Source organism: Aquimarina intermedia (assembly GCF_008124785.1).
GTDB lineage: Bacteria > Bacteroidota > Bacteroidia > Flavobacteriales > Flavobacteriaceae > Aquimarina > Aquimarina intermedia.
This window is the reverse complement of the sequence record NZ_VNHU01000004.1, coordinates 1-16,218: the sequence shown is the minus strand read 5'-3', so window position 1 is coordinate 16,218 and position 16,218 is coordinate 1. Positions and strand designations below refer to the sequence as shown.

14 protein-coding genes are annotated in these 16,218 nt (G+C 36.3%); 2 read left to right on the top strand and 12 right to left on the bottom strand.

The genetic code is table 11. The features are described from left to right. Nucleotides 1–13 precede the first annotated feature (13 nt). From BD809_RS07295 to tsaD, 6 genes are all read right to left on the bottom strand, one after another. On the bottom strand, nucleotides 14–1,207 hold the full coding sequence (locus BD809_RS07295; RefSeq protein ID WP_148782321.1) for a THUMP-like domain-containing protein: 1,194 nt from the start codon (nucleotides 1,205–1,207) through the stop codon (nucleotides 14–16). Continuing rightward, nucleotides 1,208–2,317 (bottom strand): AI-2E family transporter, encoded by a 1,110-nt coding sequence (locus BD809_RS07290; protein ID WP_246131461.1) that lies wholly within the window; start codon nucleotides 2,315–2,317, stop codon nucleotides 1,208–1,210. Then, nucleotides 2,310–2,825, bottom strand: coding sequence for a TrmH family RNA methyltransferase (locus BD809_RS07285; RefSeq protein ID WP_148782320.1), 516 nt, complete (start codon nucleotides 2,823–2,825; stop codon nucleotides 2,310–2,312). Before BD809_RS07285 ends, BD809_RS07290 begins: the two co-directional genes overlap by 8 nt. Then, nucleotides 2,825–3,463: a DUF4159 domain-containing protein gene (locus tag BD809_RS07280; protein WP_148782319.1), complete on the bottom strand. Its 639-nt coding sequence runs from the start codon at nucleotides 3,461–3,463 to the stop codon at nucleotides 2,825–2,827. The genes BD809_RS07285 and BD809_RS07280 overlap by 1 nt, the downstream gene beginning before the upstream one ends. Before the next feature lie 156 nt (nucleotides 3,464–3,619). Continuing rightward, nucleotides 3,620–4,324, bottom strand: coding sequence for a 16S rRNA (uracil(1498)-N(3))-methyltransferase (locus BD809_RS07275; RefSeq protein WP_148782318.1), 705 nt, complete (start codon nucleotides 4,322–4,324; stop codon nucleotides 3,620–3,622). Between the two features lie 15 nt (nucleotides 4,325–4,339). Next, nucleotides 4,340–5,362, bottom strand: a complete 1,023-nt coding sequence (gene tsaD / locus BD809_RS07270) for a tRNA (adenosine(37)-N6)-threonylcarbamoyltransferase complex transferase subunit TsaD (RefSeq protein WP_148782317.1) — start codon at nucleotides 5,360–5,362, stop codon at nucleotides 4,340–4,342. An 81-nt stretch (nucleotides 5,363–5,443) separates the two neighbouring features. Here tsaD and BD809_RS07265 point away from each other — a divergent pair, with 81 nt between their 5' ends. Then, entirely contained in the window at nucleotides 5,444–9,871 is a 4,428-nt protein-coding gene (locus BD809_RS07265; protein WP_246131460.1) for a translocation/assembly module TamB domain-containing protein, read from the top strand. A 14-nt stretch (nucleotides 9,872–9,885) separates the two neighbouring features. Further along, the gene (gene pfkA, locus BD809_RS07260) at nucleotides 9,886–10,872 is read left to right on the top strand and encodes a 6-phosphofructokinase (RefSeq protein WP_148782315.1); all 987 of its coding nucleotides are present in this window, start codon (nucleotides 9,886–9,888) and stop codon (nucleotides 10,870–10,872) included. A 90-nt stretch (nucleotides 10,873–10,962) separates the two neighbouring features. On the opposite strand, the gene BD809_RS15830 is transcribed toward pfkA, so the two are convergent. From BD809_RS15830 to BD809_RS15575, 6 genes are all read right to left on the bottom strand, one after another. Further along, nucleotides 10,963–11,100, bottom strand: a complete 138-nt coding sequence (locus tag BD809_RS15830) for a hypothetical protein (RefSeq protein ID WP_246131459.1) — start codon at nucleotides 11,098–11,100, stop codon at nucleotides 10,963–10,965. A 260-nt stretch (nucleotides 11,101–11,360) separates the two neighbouring features. Then, nucleotides 11,361–12,311 (bottom strand): SH3 domain-containing protein, encoded by a 951-nt coding sequence (locus tag BD809_RS07250; protein WP_148782314.1) that lies wholly within the window; start codon nucleotides 12,309–12,311, stop codon nucleotides 11,361–11,363. A 530-nt stretch (nucleotides 12,312–12,841) separates the two neighbouring features. Further along, nucleotides 12,842–13,636: a cation transporter gene (locus BD809_RS07245; RefSeq protein WP_148782313.1), complete on the bottom strand. Its 795-nt coding sequence runs from the start codon at nucleotides 13,634–13,636 to the stop codon at nucleotides 12,842–12,844. A 206-nt stretch (nucleotides 13,637–13,842) separates the two neighbouring features. Beyond that, on the bottom strand, nucleotides 13,843–14,337 hold the full coding sequence (locus BD809_RS07240; RefSeq protein WP_148782312.1) for a VOC family protein: 495 nt from the start codon (nucleotides 14,335–14,337) through the stop codon (nucleotides 13,843–13,845). A gap of 75 nt (nucleotides 14,338–14,412) precedes the next feature. Continuing rightward, entirely contained in the window at nucleotides 14,413–15,228 is an 816-nt protein-coding gene (locus BD809_RS07235) for an AraC family transcriptional regulator (protein WP_148782311.1), read from the bottom strand. A gap of 329 nt (nucleotides 15,229–15,557) precedes the next feature. Then, nucleotides 15,558–15,701 (bottom strand): hypothetical protein, encoded by a 144-nt coding sequence (locus BD809_RS15575; protein WP_170251802.1) that lies wholly within the window; start codon nucleotides 15,699–15,701, stop codon nucleotides 15,558–15,560. Between the last annotated feature and the right edge of the window lie 517 nt (nucleotides 15,702–16,218).

The window sequence follows — 16,218 nt, the reverse complement described above, 5'->3', positions numbered from 1 at the left end:
TAGTGGCGTAATCTTAGATTGCGTCGCTATTTTTTTTGACATGTATTACAATCTTTCGCTCATTAAGATCTGTTGTAAAAAATAAATAATCCTCTCCGCCGTCCTTTATTTTGAGCCGTTTACGCAGCGTAGCAACGGTATCAGGAAAATTACGGATTGTTATATTAGCCTTGGTGATGCCCAGTCCCTTTACTTCTTTTTTTGAAAACGGGATGACCTCTATGATTTCAAAAACCCTTCCGGGGAAGGTAACGCGGGTATGGGATGTATAGAGATGACTATTGGGATGCAATTTATCAAGCTCGTATGTTTCTCCTACGTTAGCAAAACTACCACTTTTTAAAATTGCGGCATTCGGTTCATACAAATAGTCTGAAGGTAATCCATAGGATACTTGTTGTAAGGTACGACTTCCGTATTTGAACGTGAATATATCAGTTCCTTGCTTGTGTATATTAGCCGTGGTAATTTTGACAGACCCTGTGTGATCCTTCTTTAGTACCCAAAGCAATTCTTTTACCTCGTTGTTTACAGCCACGACGTGAATCTTAGCTACATGCTTTAAAGTTTCGATTCCGTGTTGGAGATCTAGGAGCGGAGAGGTCTTAATAAGGATATTATCGGCTTTTTCAAAAAAAAGTTCCTGATGCACAGTAACATCCGGCAGACAATCTTGTAAAAAGAAAACTTTTCCCTTTGTATCTGATCGTCGAGAGGGATCAACGTAGATCCAATCGAGTTTTTCACTTGTTTTAAGCACCTCTAATCCATCTCCGCATTTTGTTTTAATATTGTTTGCTTTACGGATCTTAAAATTGTGAGTAGCAAGTTCACTGAGCGTTGGATTGAGTTCACAATGAAGCACCTGATGTATTTGTTGGCTAAAGGCAAATGCATCAACACCCCAACCTCCAGTAAGATCAATCAAGGAGTCGCCGCTTACCAATGTACTTTTATAAGTTGCGGTGGTATCAGATGAAGTTTGTTCCAGATTAAGGGTAGGCGGATAAATAATATCACGACACGAGGCCCAGGAGTTTAGTTTTTGTAAGGCCTTTTGTCGACCCGCAATTTGTTGCGCCAGCTCTTGTATGGTAATACCTTCAAACGGACTTCCTGCCAAGATCAGTTTAGTAAGATCTACGGACTCGTTAGAGGTTTTAAAAATAAAATCCTGTACTTCGGGGAGCAATAGCTTGGTATTCACTTACAAATCTTTTGTGAGTTTAGCAACGATCTTATATTCTGACCAAAATTCTTTTGCAATCACTTTTAACGAAGTATAAGCAGGTATCGCTACGATCATGCCTCCAATTCCAAAAAGTAAACCGCCGATAATAATGACCAAAAAGATCTCTAATGGATGCGATTTTACACTGTTTCCGAAAATAATAGGTTGATTAAAGAAATTATCCACCAGTTGAACGATCATATAGCCAATGACGATATAGACGAGTTTTGGGAAGATTACTGTAGAAAAATCCATTCCCAAATTACTGGTTGTTGCCAGTACAATAATAAACATCCCGCCGACTAAGGGTCCGATATAGGGTATGATATTAAAAATAGCCGCAATTAATGCAATGGCGATGGCATTGTTGATACCAAAAACTAAAAGTAAGATCGTGTAGAGTACAAATATGATGGTGATCTGCAAAAGGAGTCCAACAAAATATCTTGATAACAGGTCTTTAATCTTGTTAAATGCAGTTCTAAATTTTCCCTCGTCACCCTGTTGTGCAAAGGCAAGTAAACTACCTTCCAGAATCTGACTGTCCTTTAAGAAAAAGAAAGAGATAAAAAGAATAGAAAAAATGCCCAACATTACGGAACCAAAGATGTTGAGAAAAGAGTTGACCATATCTGGGATAGACCTGAAATTAATAAAGTTAACCAGGTCTGATTGCTTAACTAATTCGACAAAACTAAGACGATTAATTCCAAAGAATTCACTAATTTGATTGTTAAGCTGATCCAGATCATCACCTACATTTTCAATATTTATTTCACCAATCAATTGAGCCTGTTCGATAACTATTGGAATAAACAGCGTAAATATACTTAGAAAGAGAATGGTAATTATGAACAGGGTACAGATAACTGCAATGGTATTTCTAAAATGCAATCGGCGTTTAAAAAAAACTACCAATGGCCGACCCATAAGAGAGATGACTGCTGCAAAGGCTATATACACCAATACAGACTGAATCTTGTATAAAAACCAAAGTACGACAGCTACAGCTACAAGTACCCCTACAGCTTTGAGTATCCCGAGGGTAATTGCTTTTGAATGAATACGGTTGGGTGAGTTAGACATGGTTAAGTTGTGTTGTTAATTCATATAAAGCGATGCCTGTAGCCATTGCTACATTCATGCTACTATTGTTGCCATACATATTAATATGAACCGACGTATCAGCCTGCGCTAATAATTCTTGAGATACGCCTGTATTTTCTTCTCCCAGAATCAACGCAATGGGTTGCTCCTGATTTATTTTATAGTTATGGATTGGTGTACTGGTATCGGTAATTTCCAGCGCTACTACTGCATATCCTTTACCCCTTAATTCAGGTAACAGGGAGGTAGCATCAGGAAGCACATCATACGAAACTATTTTATGTGTTGCTCTGGCAGTACGTTCCATACGTTTACTCTCTATAGCAATATGTTCCCCAATAAAATAAATATGAGAGACACCAAAACTGTCGGCAAGTCTAAAAATACTCCCAATATTAGCGGGAGAACCTATATGATCACAGATTAAAACGATAGGATGCGCTCTTTTCTGAAAAGCATCAGAGGTATGATGTAATTGCTGGGTCATTAGTAGTTAAATGCGTATTTAATAATGTTCGCTCCCATTTGCAAGGCTTTTAGGCGAACGTCTTCCGGGTCATTATGTACTTCAGGACTTTCCCATCCGTCACCAAGATCACTTTCAAAAGTAAATAGCAGAACAACACGGTTATTCTCCATAATTGCCAACGCTTGCGGAGCGCTACCGTCATGTTCATGAATTTTAGGCAATCCGTCTTTGAACGGAAAAGCAGTTGAAAAGATAGGATGTGAGGGAGACAAGTTTACTAATTCTTTATCAGGAAAAACCTTTATCAATTCTTTTCTAATAAACGGTTCCATCCCATAGTTATCATCAATATGTAAAAAACCACCACTCATGAGGTACGCACGTAGATTCTGAGCTTCTGATTCACTAAAGTAGACATTGCCATGGCCAGTCATGTGTATATAAGGGTAATTATAAAGATCAGAGCTATCCGGTGTTACCACCTCAGGTTTTGTGTCAATGACTGTACCGATTGTTTTGTTGCAAAAGGTAATTAAGTTAGGGAGTGCAGTAGGGTTACTATACCAATCCCCACCACCTTTATAATGTAATACTGCAATTTCCTGTGCCTGTATGGCGATGCTAACTATGAATAAGAGACTACAAAGAATTTTCATACACTTACAAACTCTAATTAGATGTTAAAAGTACTAAAAATTTAATCAGGGAAGCTAACGTTTAGATACTATTAACGCAGCGATATTTTATAGATGATACTGATAAAAATATGTCTGAATTCCACGAAAAATTTTTAAAACTACATGTTTAATTCCTTACGAATTAATAAACGCAACACTGTGAACAGCTGCAATAGCGGCCGTTTCTGTTCGCAAGCGCGTTGCTCCAAGCGTTATCGGTTGAAATTTATAATTCAGTGCCTTTTGGATTTCGTCAGGCGAAAAGTCACCTTCGGGTCCGATCAGTATGGTGATCTCCTGTTTGGGGACAACCAAGGTTTTTAAATTTTGTTTTTGACCATCTTCGCAGTGTGCAATACACAAGATACCTTTTTGCTCTTGCGTAAGAAACTCAGAAAACGGAATCAACCCATTTAATTTAGGAAGAAAGGTTTGCTGTGATTGTTTCATAGCGCTTTGCAGAATTTTTTCATAACGCTCGGGTTTAATTACTTTACGTTCGCTATGATCACAAAGAATCGGCGTAATTTCGTCTACACCAATCTCTGTAGCTTTTTCCAGAAACCACTCAAAGCGATCATTCATTTTTACAGGAGCTACCACCATGTGCAACCGGTAAGGTTTGGGCGGAGTGAGGTGGGTTTCCTCAATCAGGATATCACAGCGTTGCGCATTGGCAAACGTGATGATTCCTTTGCATAACAAGCCTTTACCGTTTGTAACATGCAAACGATCCCCTTCAGATTTACGAAGGACTTTATGTATATGTTTACTTTCTTCCTTCGAAAATGAATAGGTCGAAGCCTGTTCTGTAAGATCTGTGCTGTAAAATAATTGCATGGTCTCAGGATTGTTTTAAAATTTCATTCGGGCTTTGGCAACCACACTCATATCGGTAAAATCCTTGTTGAGATATTTTAAATACCCTACAATACCAATCATCGCTGCATTATCAGTGGTATATTCAAATTTTGGCACATACGTAGTCCATCCCCAATTTTGTTCGGCTTTTTGTAGAGCTTCTCGGATACCGGAGTTGGCAGATACACCACCCCCAATAGCAATTTGAGTAATGCCCGTCTGCTTGACTGCTTTTTTCAGCTTATCAGTCAGGATATTAACAATAGTATATTGAATTGAAGCACAGATGTCATCACGATTGGTTGTAATAAAATCTGGATTTTCTTTTACTTTCTTTTGAATAAAATATAATACCCCTGTTTTAAGTCCGCTAAAACTAAAATTTAGTCCGTCAACCTTAGGTTTGGTAAAGGGAAATGCCTTTGGATTTCCAAGTTTAGCATACTTATCAATTAAAGGACCTCCCGGATAAGGAAAACCGAGAATCTTGGCACTTTTATCAAAAGCTTCGCCCACGGCATCATCAATTGTTTCGCCGATTACTTTCATATCAAAATAACCCCGGACTTCTATAATTTGCGTATGTCCGCCACTGATGGTCATTGCCAAAAACGGAAATTGCGGTGTTTTATACCCGTCTTCTTTGATAAAATGAGCTAAAATATGGGCTTGCATGTGATTTACCGCGATTAACGGAATGTTCAAAGCGAGCGCCAGGGACTTGGCAAAAGAAGTGCCAACTAATAATGAACCCATAAGACCCGGACCTTTGGTAAACGCAATAGCATGTAGATCTTTTTTGGTAATTCCTGCTTGCTTAATAGCCTGATCTATCACAGGTACAATGTGTTGCTGATGCGCACGTGAAGCAAGTTCTGGAACTACACCACCATATTGTTCATGAATTTTTTGTGTTGCCACAACATTTGACAATACTTTATCGTTGCATAGTACAGCTGCAGAGGTATCATCACAAGATGATTCAATTGCCAGGATGTATATATTTTGTGAACTCATTATGAGGAAAAGGGCATAGAAATTGTTAATATTGTCAGCAAAGTTAAAACAATAATACGTATCAAAAAATTCGGGAAGATATTGATTAGAACCCTTACCGTTCTAATTGCCATTTTTGCTATTCTGGTGATTCTGTTTTCGATTCCCGGAATACAAACTTTCTTTGGTAAAAAACTCACGAATTACCTCAATGAAACATACGATGTCGATCTAAGTATTGGCAGAATTGGTTTGACCTATTCCGGTAACCTTGATTTGCAGGAAGTTTTTATAAGAGATCATCATAAGGATACACTTATCTATGCCAAAGCAATCGAAGGCTCTATTCTCAATCTAAAGGAAATTACAAAGGGGCAGCCCGAATTAGGTGCTGTAGCAATTGACAGTCTGGATTTTAATATGAAAATCTATGAAGGTGAGTCCAGTGATAACCTTATGATTTTTGTAAGAAAATTTAATACCGAAAAAAAACGGGAACGTTCGAGTTTCGTACTTACGGCAGAAGATGTTACTGTTGAAAACGGAGCGTTCAGTTATGTGAATGAAAATATTTCTAATCCCGAAGTGCTGGATTTTACGGATATCGTTATCGATGCGGAGGATCTGAAGGTAGACGGACCGGATTTTTATATCACGACAAATACGCTATCCTTAAAAGAAGCCCGAGGCTTGGATGTAAGTAATTTGCAAACAAAGTTCTCATTGACAGAGACACAGATGTTGTTCAGAGATTTTAATCTGGAAACTCAAGATTCAAAAATTATGGGAGAAATTGCGCTCTCCTATACCAAAGAGAATTTTTCCGATTTTGAAAATAAAGTTGATATTACTGCTGCTTTTACCGAAGCTGATATGTCTACAAACGATCTTATTCCTTTTTATAAGGAATTTGGGAAAGACCATACCATCACGTTTGACAATACAGTTTTACGGGGGACATTAAATGATTTTAAATTAATAGATGCGAATATTCTTGGACTTGACCGAACCATTATTCGTGGAGATTTGCATATACGAAATGCAGTCTCTGATCCTAAAAATTTTAAACTTAATGGTAAGTTTGATAACCTGACGACAAATTATTACGATTTAGTCAATCTTTTGCCAAACATTCTAGGCTCTTCGTTACCCAAACAACTCTATCAGTTTGGTAGTATTCGTGGGACGGGAAACATCATGGTTACTCCCAACGCAGTGGATTTGGACATGGATTTTTACTCGCAGTTAGGTAAAATTTATGCTTTTGTATTGTTAGGAGAGCTAGAGAATGCTAAAAACGCAACGTATAATGGAAATATCATTTCCGAAAGTTTTAATCTCGGACAACTATTAGGAAAAGAATCGTTGGGCAAAGCGGCATTTAATATTGATGTTGACGGTAACGGATTCACCTTGGCGAACCTGGACACCAAAATTGAAGGAGATATCAGTGCTTTAGAATTTAATGGCTATACATATAACAATATCTCGGTAGTAGGTGGATTAAAGGATCCTGTATTTGACGGTCGTTTAGTTATTGATGATCCAAATATTCAGTTGATTTTTAACGGAGTTGTAGATATGGATAAAACCATAAATAACTACGATTTTGTTGCCAATGTGGAGTATATAGACCTCAATACACTTAATTTATTTACTCGTGATAGCTTATCCATCTTTAAGGGAGATGTAATCATGGATATGAAAGGATCTGGAATCAACGATGTGGTTGGAACGATCAGCTTTCAGGAAACCTTATACAAAAATCAGAAATCGGACTATTATTTTGAAGATTTTGAGGTGGTTTCCAGTTTTGATACTGATAATGTACGTACGATCAGCATAAACAGTCCGGATATCATTCAGGGGAGTGTACGTGGTAAGTTCAGGTTTGAGAATGTATATGATTTATTCAGAAACTCCATTGCCAGCTTATATACCAATTTCGAACCTGTAGCCATAACCGATGATGAGTTTATGGAATTCAACTTTAATATCTACAATAAGATCGTGGATGTTTTTTTACCCGAAATTCAGTTTGCACCGAATACCTTTATCAAAGGGCGGGTAGAAAGCAACGACTCTGAGTTTAAACTAACGTTCAAATCACCCTCGATCAAGGCATTTGATAATTTATTCGAAAAAGTAGATATACAGGTAGATAATAAGAATCCGATTTTCAACACCTATGTAGCCATTGATAGTATTGACTCTAATTTTTATGATGCTTCAGAGTTTAGTTTAATTAACGTGACTCTTAAGGATACATTGTTTATGCGTTCAGAATTTAAGGGTGGTACAAATAACGAGGACAATTTTAATTTAGAGTTTTATCACACGATTAATGAGGATAATAAATCAGTAATCGGACTTAGAAAGTCGGACTTTACTTTTAAGGGGTATACTTGGTACGCTAATCATAACAAAAGCAAATCCGATAATAAGATCATCTTTGACAATCGTTTTGAAACCGTGCGGATTCGACCTATCTCTCTTACCCACAAAAATGAGAAAATTGAGATAAGTGGTGTTACAAAAGGAAGTGATTTCAAAGATATCAAAGCCGTATTCAGCGATGTAGATCTATATAAAATTACACCAAGTCTTGACAGTTTGAGGTTCAAGGGCGTGGTTGATGGAAATTTAAGAGTCTTTCAGGAAGAAGGGGTGTACTTTCCAAGTTCCACTATAACTATTGAGGATTTACAGATTAATACTTCTAAATTAGGGGAACTAAAACTTAATGTTGCCGGTAATGAATCTTTGACCCAGTATAATATTAATACGAAGTTGACCGATAGTACGGGTGTGAAAACGTTTTCAGCTATTGGGGGAATTGATGTTGGTGAAGATAGCTCTAATATCAACTTGAATATTGGTCTTAATGGTCTTGATATGTCCGGTTTTAGTGCCTTAGGCGGCATTGTGCTGGATAATTTAAGAGGTACAGCTTCTGGTAGAGCATCGGTAACTGGAGATTACGTGAATCCTAATATCAATGGAAATTTGGTATTAAATAATGCCGGATTGCGTATTCCCTATTTAAACGTGGATCTGGCGCTGGAGGATAATGCTCGTATTTCGCTCAATAAGCAAAACTTTATTTTTGAAGATATTGCTATAACCGATACCAAATATAATTCTAAAGGAACTCTGGGTGGTTTTATTCGTCATAAGAGATTCTCAAAATGGTATTTGGGATTAAAACTGGACGCAGATCGATTATTAGTGCTCGATACCGAAGAGGATGAGTTTTCATTGTATTATGGAACTGCTTTTATCAGTGGAGACGCAAAAATTCATGGTCCCAGTGACGAATTGGTAATTGATGTTAATGCAACTACAGAGAAGGGAACGGTTTTTAAAATTCCGTTGAACGAATCAGAATCTCTGGGAGAGAGTAGTTATATCCATTTTTTAAGTCCGGAAGAGAAAAAAGCAAGATTAGCAGGAGAAGAGATTATTATAGAAGAAGTAAAGGGACTCGAACTGAACTTTGATCTCGATGTTAATCGTAACGCAGAAGTTGAAATCGTAATCGATAAAAATACTGGGAGTTCACTAAAAGGAAGAGGTGCCGGTACCCTTTTGATAGAAATCAATACCAATGGAAAATTCAACATGTGGGGGGATTTTTATGCCTATGAAGGTGTGTACAATTTTAGATACGGAGCTTTTGTAGAGAAGGTATTTAATGTACGATCCGGGGGAAGTATTAACTGGGATGGCAGTCCAACACGTGCTGTGTTAAACCTTAGTGCGGTGTACAGAACAGAAGCCAATCCGGCAGTTTTGTTAGAAAATGCAACCTTTAATAAAAAGATTCCAGTAGAAGTAGTGGTGGATCTGAAAGGTGAATTGGTACAACCGGATCTGGATTTTAATATTGAATTCCCGTTCTTAAATTCGATTGTCAAAAGTGAATTGGAGTATCGTTTGGAGAGTGAGTCAGCAAGAGAATTACAAGCTTTATCCTTAGTTACACAGGGACAGTTTTATAATGACTTTACGTTGGGACAGAATGCAATTACCGGAAATTTGGTTGAACGTGCTTCCAGTTTGGTAAATGGAATTTTTTCCGGTGAAGATGATAAGTTTCAGGTAGGCCTTAATTATACTCAGGGAGACCGTGTCTTGGACGAAGAAACCTCAGATCAATTTGGAGTTACCTTATCTACCAAAATTAATAATCGAATCTTAATAAACGGACAGGTGGGGGTTCCCGTAGGCGGTGTAAGTGAATCGGTGGTTGTAGGTAACGTAGAAGTGGAGTATTTGTTTAATGAACAAGGGACGTTGCGTGGTAAAATTTTTAATCGGGAAAACGATATTCAATATATTGGAAAAAATAACGGTTATACACAAGGTGTAGGGCTTTCATATTCGGTAGATTTTGATAATTTTAATGAGTTATGGAAGAAGATTTTTGCTACCCGGGAAGAAAAAGAATCTTTGGTAAAAAAAGATAGTGTAGCAGTTGAAAAACGTCCGGAGTATATTAATTTTACAAATAAAAAAACTACCAACTAAAAGATCAGTAATTTATGGCAAGACCGATTAAAACCATTGGTGTAATGACATCCGGAGGCGATTCTCCGGGAATGAACGCAGCTATTCGTGCTGTAGCGAGAGCTTGTGCGTATTATGATGTGCGGTGTATTGGTTTTTATCGAGGGTATCAAGGAATGATCGAAGGAGATTATACTGTGATGACCGCGCGTTCTGTACGTAACATCATAAGCCGAGGAGGAACCATTCTGAAATCCGCCCGATCAGAAGCTTTTAGAACCAAGGAAGGTCGACAAAAAGCTGCAGAAAACCTTAAGAAAATTGGGGTAGATGCAATGGTCTTAATTGGAGGAGATGGTACCTTCAAAGGCGGGAAGATCTTTAATGAAGAATATAATATTCCGATTATCGGGGTTCCGGGTACTATTGATAATGATATTGCAGGTACAAACTTTACAATTGGATATGATACTGCGCTCAATACGGTGGTAGAAGCTATTGATAAAATCAGAGATACTGCCAGTTCTCATGATCGGTTGTTCTTTGTGGAAGTCATGGGACGCGACGCAGGATTTATAGCCTTAAACAGCGGAGTAGGAGCAGGTGCCGAAGAAATCCTGATTCCAGAAGAAGATTTAGGGCTGGAACGTTTACTTGAATCCTTAAAACGAAGCCGACGTTCGGGAAAATCATCCAGTATTGTAGTAGTGAGTGAAGGCGATAAGATAGGAAAAAACGTATATGAGCTAGCAGATTATGTTACCGAAAACTTACCCAATTATGATGTGCGTGTAACCGTTTTAGGCCATATGCAACGTGGAGGTTCTCCTTCTTGCTTTGACCGAACCTTGGCAAGTCGCTTGTGCGTTCGTGCGGTTGAATTGCTATTGGACGGTGAAAAAAATGTGATGGTAGGCTTACTAAACAACGAAATAACCAAGACCGATTTTGATAAAGGTTTACGAGAGGACCATAGTATTAATAAGGAATTACTCAGAATCTCGGATATTCTATCTACTTAATGCTGTCGGATTTCTTAGTAAACTATCGTAATACATAAAAAGAGAATATTACGTAGTTGTTAGTTGAAGATGTACAAGGCTTAAGATATATTAATCGTTTTCAAGCGCTTCAAAAATTATTCTTTTATTCTCCATCCAGTGATTCATTGCTTCAGGTGATTTCATTAAACTTTGCATTTCGTTCATAGCGCGTATATGAGCCTGATCACCCAGTTGCCACATAGCCATAGCATGGACTTTACTTAATGCAGCCACCTCCTCAAAAGTATTCGCTCGAATTTTTGGTCACATGCACCTCCTAATTGTTTACATGTCATTGTTTTCATAAGTATCGGTTTAATAGTTTTGACTGTTATATTATTGGAATAATATAAGTGCCCAATAATCTCATCAGTATTTTTATGACTATTTTAATTATTATTTTATAGTCGTTATGCAACCATTAAATCCAGATTGGTTCATAACTTTTTTATTAGTTTGAATAGTCATTATTTTTTTCTGAATTCAAGTTTTTTGTAAAATGATTCTTTTGAATCTATAACTTTACATTCTATAAGAATTGTTGATTCGTCTATCCACTTTAGCTCAACAGGTCCCCAGTTTTCATCTAACAAATAACTTGGATCGATTTTATATAATTCAATTAAAGAACCATTTTGAACCTCGAAGACTTGAATTCCATTAGGCGTCCATCCTGCCCAAATATCAATCGCATAAGAGGCAAAAATATTTTCATTTGTACTAGAAGAAAATTTTCTTCCCATTACATCTATTATTTCACCGTTCAAACCATTGACAATAATTGGATTACCTGCTTCTAACCAGTTTTCCCAAAACACATATAGATTTCTAACTGTATCATAATGAACAAACGTGTAACCGAAAAATTGATTTTCCCAATCCTTATCAATTCTTTCTATATTAAGTGTAAATTGTCTATCATCTACCAACCTAAGCTTAAATTCTTTTGAAGACACTGTCGAAAGGTAGCCTGCCTTTTTACAATCTACTTCATCCATATAATAATGGCTTGAATCTTTAGCGATAGGTACATTGTTAAATTCTTCCTCAGTAGTTTCCGAAATAATAATCTTGTAATCTTTAGTGTCTATTAATTTTGCATTATTAGATTCAGTTTTTACGCTTAGTAGGTATTGGTTAAAAACATACCCTACAATAGGTGATGGATATTGGTTAAATGATCTGACTTTATACCATCTACCGGTTATTTCTTCTTGACTATCCCAAATAGTAAGACTTTTGTCAGTACGCTCAATAACTTCAACTTTATGACCATCACGGAACTTTCCTATTCTTTTAGATTTAATATCGGGTAATTCTCTTATAATAAGTCCATTTTTTGCTTTCACAAAAAAAATTTCTTGTGCAAGAGTGACGCTATTAAATAAAACTATATAGGCGATTATTAATGTTTTCATATATCTGATTATTTCCACGATTGGGTATATGAAACACAGTGTCCATACATTATTAACTTATCCATTTTGCAAGATTACCACAAAGCTGTGGCGTCTAAAATACAAAATTTTTAGCAAGTGACTTCCCCCCATTTTAGGTACTGGTCATACCTAGAGAATCTGGGCTATTTTCATTCATTTTTATGAAATCATGGGAGAAATATCCGCCAATTAAACTCACTTGCATTATGCACCTTGACACGCTTTGGAAGCACTTAGCTCGTGAAAGCGATAGTATTTTTCATCACGTGGACAACACCACTTCCTTTAAAGCATTTTCTCGCATGGATAGCTAGGCACTTGTGACTATAATTATCTACTACAGTTAAACCGGAGAAGGTCAAATTAGAAGTACAAAAGTTTTAATCTGCACGAAGATTTTTTTGAAGAGAAGACTTTAAATAACCGCTTTAATTACAATTGTTTATAGAAATGTAGTTCCCCATAAGTTTTTTTCTGTTTAGCTTGGTTTTCAGCGTTGAATTTTCTATTCATTTGCTCAATTTTAAAATCCTAATTGCCCCTTGGATTACTAATCCAAACACTACTGTCCCTATTATCAAATCTGGTTTTCCTGAATTCATCCAATTGACTAAAAGGCCTGCTATAACTACACCTAAATTAATAATCACGTCATTCGAAGTGAAAATCATGCTGGCTTTCATGTGAGCTTCTTCTTTGCTCTTCGACTTTTGTAAAATATATAGACAAATTCCATTTGCGATAAGTGCAAAAATCGACACAATAATCATGGTTGAAAAATCGGGGAGTTTCTCATCTCCAAAAAATCTCCTTAAAACTTCCACAAATCCGATAACTGCTAGTGTTATTTGAAAATATCCGGCTAGTTTGGCAATCCGCTTTTTCTTAATTAAAGTTCCGCCAACAGCAAACAAACTAATTCCATAAACAAAACTGTCAGCAAGCATATCCAAACTATCAGCAACAAGTCCCATTGATTTTGAGATTATCCCTGTTGTCATTTCAATTAGGAAAAAGGTAAAATTGATAGCAAGAACTGACCAGAGTAGTTTTTTTTGGTTTGTACTTTCTTTAAATTCCGTTTTGTCAGTCTGCTCAGTCGAGATTTTCTTTCCACCTAATTTCAGTTCGATAACTGACTTTTCGATTTGGTCAGATTCTCCACTGTGAAAAACAGTCAGTTTTCGGTTTGGAATATCAAAGTCCAAATTCGCAATACTTGAAATTCCGTCCAATTTCATTCGGATAAGATTTTCCTCTGAAGGACAATCCATTTTAGTAATCTCAAATATTGTTTTATTCATTTAGTTATACGTTTTCAGATAGTATCCACAACACCAAATGTATGAATTGAAACAAGGGTGAACACACTCGAATCAATCAATCAGCGTATTTATATTTCTTGTTTAATTTATAAAAATTTGGCACCTTTACAAAAAAGAAAATGACCTTTCGACTCAGCACCTATTTACTCTGACTTTAGACATATTGTTGTTTGTTCGCTCTTTTTTTAATTTGGCGAATGAAGTCCGATTTTATTTCCCTCTGAATCGTGGAAAATAGCAAAAAATCCAATCTCATCTGCATGAGGTGATTTTGGGATAATGATTTTTCCACCGTTCTTTTCTACTTTATCAAGAATAGTTTGCAGGTTATCTCCGCCATTGAGATAAATGGTAACTCCGCTGGCAGAAGGTTCGTAACCTTCTCCTTTCATAATAACTCCTGTTACCATTTGGTCTTGGTATAGGAATAAGCCCATTTCCATTTCTGGGAAACTCAATTTTTCAATCTCTATACCTAAAATTTCTTTGTAAAAATTAATGGCTCGTGAAATGTCCGTTGCCGGAATCTCAACTATTGATATAAAACTATTCATATTCGTATCATTTTTTAATGTAGTCTCTTTAGCTGGGTCTGGTTGGGAAGCAGAAGTCTCCTTATTTTTACAGGATACTATGCCAAAGGTCAAGGCAATAATTGTAATGAGTATAATATCTTTCATTTTTCGACTTGTTGTTTACAGGACAAATTTAGCAGTAGAAAGTTGCTTGAAATTGTAAAAATGCGACACTATGAGTTATTTATAAAAAAGAGCAGAAAGGGCCAAGCCTTCGTGAGCGAGAAACTCTTTAGGGTTTATTCCTGTAAATTCTCTAAAGTCCTTTATGAAGTGTGCTTGGTCAAAGTATTCACTTTTATAAGCAATATCTGTTAAGTTTTCTGACTTTGGGTCAAGCAACATTTTCAAAGCGGTTTGGAGTCGAATTACCTTTCCCAATTGCTTAGGACTAACACCGATTTGCTTTCTGAAGTTTCTTTCAAGTTGTCTCCGTTTTGAAGGTTTATCTTTAAAAATTGAAGCTATTGAAGCACTACCATTGGTAGATAAAAGGGAATCAACGGTGTCTTTTACAATTGAATTAATTGTTTTTTCGTCATTAAGCTTGTTTAAAAGAAATTTCTCGATAATCCCTATCCGTTGTTCGGTGTTTACCGCTTTGATTATTTTTTGTTCTAAATCATTTGCCGCTTGTATTCCAAAAAGTTGTTGTATTGGCGTTTCTTTATTTACCAAGTTTTTGATTGGTTCAGAAACAAAGTTTGCAAATCCAAAAGGATAAAATCGGACAGCAAATGTATTCACAAACCCTGTTGGTTCAATGAAAAAAGGTTCAATTGTTTGTCCGAGTACCATTGCACGAGGTTGTAGTATAAATTCATTTTCGGAAGTGTACCTCCTTATGTCGTCTCCAAGAATAAACGCCATTTCAATACAGCCGTCTGGTACAATTCGTTGTTTTTGTGGTTCGGTTTGCGTTGGTACTTTCAAAGTCCAAAAGCAACTAACAAGTGATTTTAAGTCAGTATGTGGATTGTATGTTTGATAGTCCATTTATTGTTTGGTCCTTTTCAAAATGTTTGCTAGAAATAATATTTAATCACCTAAAGTAACTATAGAGTTCTTTTACTATTCACTATCCTTAAATTTCTAAGTAGGGTAGGTAGTGGGTTGTAATTGAGCCTAAGCTACAGATTTTATTTAAGATAAACCAATGCCAGTCAAGAGGGACTAGGCAGAAGGTAAAAGTTCAAGAAAGGAGACAATAATATAGATGCATGAAAAAGATCTATAGAAACTGGTAGCAATCTCCATACAAAAAAATATTGGCCCGGATGAGTCAATACCGTATTTATGCTTGGTCATAGCGGCCATATGAAGGCTTAATTATTGGCGGTAGTACCTCTAATATTATTTAGTACGGGCGTTGCAATAGTCCCTAAAATGTCAAGAATGGCAAACACTCCTAAGAGTCTAAAGTAAAATTCACTTTCATTAAATTCGCTAAAGGTCAATTTAATTAGCATTAGTCCAACTATTGAAATAAAAAGGATCATCACGATTTATGAATATTTGGTAGTATTTGTTCTTGGACGTATCTGAAGCAAAAGCGATACGTGTGCAATTGCTACTGTAAGAATAATAAATACAATAACTAGGAGCCATATATCATTAAAATCAATAAGTTCCCATATGGCTGCAATTGTCACTAAAAAGCCTAGAACTGAAATTAGCATTCCTACCTAAGATAAGACTTTTAGTTTATTTCTGTATTGAATTGTTGAACTACAAAGCTCGGTAAGACTGTAGCCACCGATTGTTAAGGTTGTAAATAAAAGTCGAACTTCAGTTTCTCCTAAGTCACCTAAAAGGAAAACAAAAATTCCGACTAATGTGCTAGTAAAGAGCGATACAATTAAGATTTTTAAAAAATACTTCTTATAGTTGTTGTTGAACTAAACCTAAAGGTAGCTTTTTGATTTTAATTGTATTAGCTACCTTTAGGAGAGGTTAAATATATAAAGCTTGAAATTATGAAAAAAA

Bases quoted from the DNA above. Each gene is read 5' to 3' on its own strand.
- BD809_RS07290 (WP_246131461.1), bottom strand. From the start codon at position 2,317: ATGTCTAACTCACCCAACCGTATTCATTCAAAAGCAATTACCCTCGGG.
- BD809_RS07285 (WP_148782320.1), bottom strand. From the start codon at position 2,825: ATGACCCAGCAATTACATCATACCTCTGATGCTTTTCAGAAAAGAGCG.
- BD809_RS07280 (WP_148782319.1), bottom strand. From the start codon at position 3,463: ATGAAAATTCTTTGTAGTCTCTTATTCATAGTTAGCATCGCCATACAG.
- BD809_RS07275 (WP_148782318.1), bottom strand. From the start codon at position 4,324: ATGCAATTATTTTACAGCACAGATCTTACAGAACAGGCTTCGACCTAT.
- tsaD (WP_148782317.1), bottom strand. From the start codon at position 5,362: ATGAGTTCACAAAATATATACATCCTGGCAATTGAATCATCTTGTGAT.
- pfkA (WP_148782315.1), top strand. From the start codon at position 9,886: ATGGCAAGACCGATTAAAACCATTGGTGTAATGACATCCGGAGGCGAT.
- BD809_RS15830 (WP_246131459.1), bottom strand. From the start codon at position 11,100: ATGGCTATGTGGCAACTGGGTGATCAGGCTCATATACGCGCTATGAAC.
- BD809_RS07250 (WP_148782314.1), bottom strand. From the start codon at position 12,311: ATGAAAACATTAATAATCGCCTATATAGTTTTATTTAATAGCGTCACT.
- BD809_RS07245 (WP_148782313.1), bottom strand. From the start codon at position 13,636: ATGAATAAAACAATATTTGAGATTACTAAAATGGATTGTCCTTCAGAG.
- BD809_RS07240 (WP_148782312.1), bottom strand. From the start codon at position 14,337: ATGAAAGATATTATACTCATTACAATTATTGCCTTGACCTTTGGCATA.
- BD809_RS07235 (WP_148782311.1), bottom strand. From the start codon at position 15,228: ATGGACTATCAAACATACAATCCACATACTGACTTAAAATCACTTGTT.
- BD809_RS15575 (WP_170251802.1), bottom strand. From the start codon at position 15,701: ATGCTAATTAAATTGACCTTTAGCGAATTTAATGAAAGTGAATTTTAC.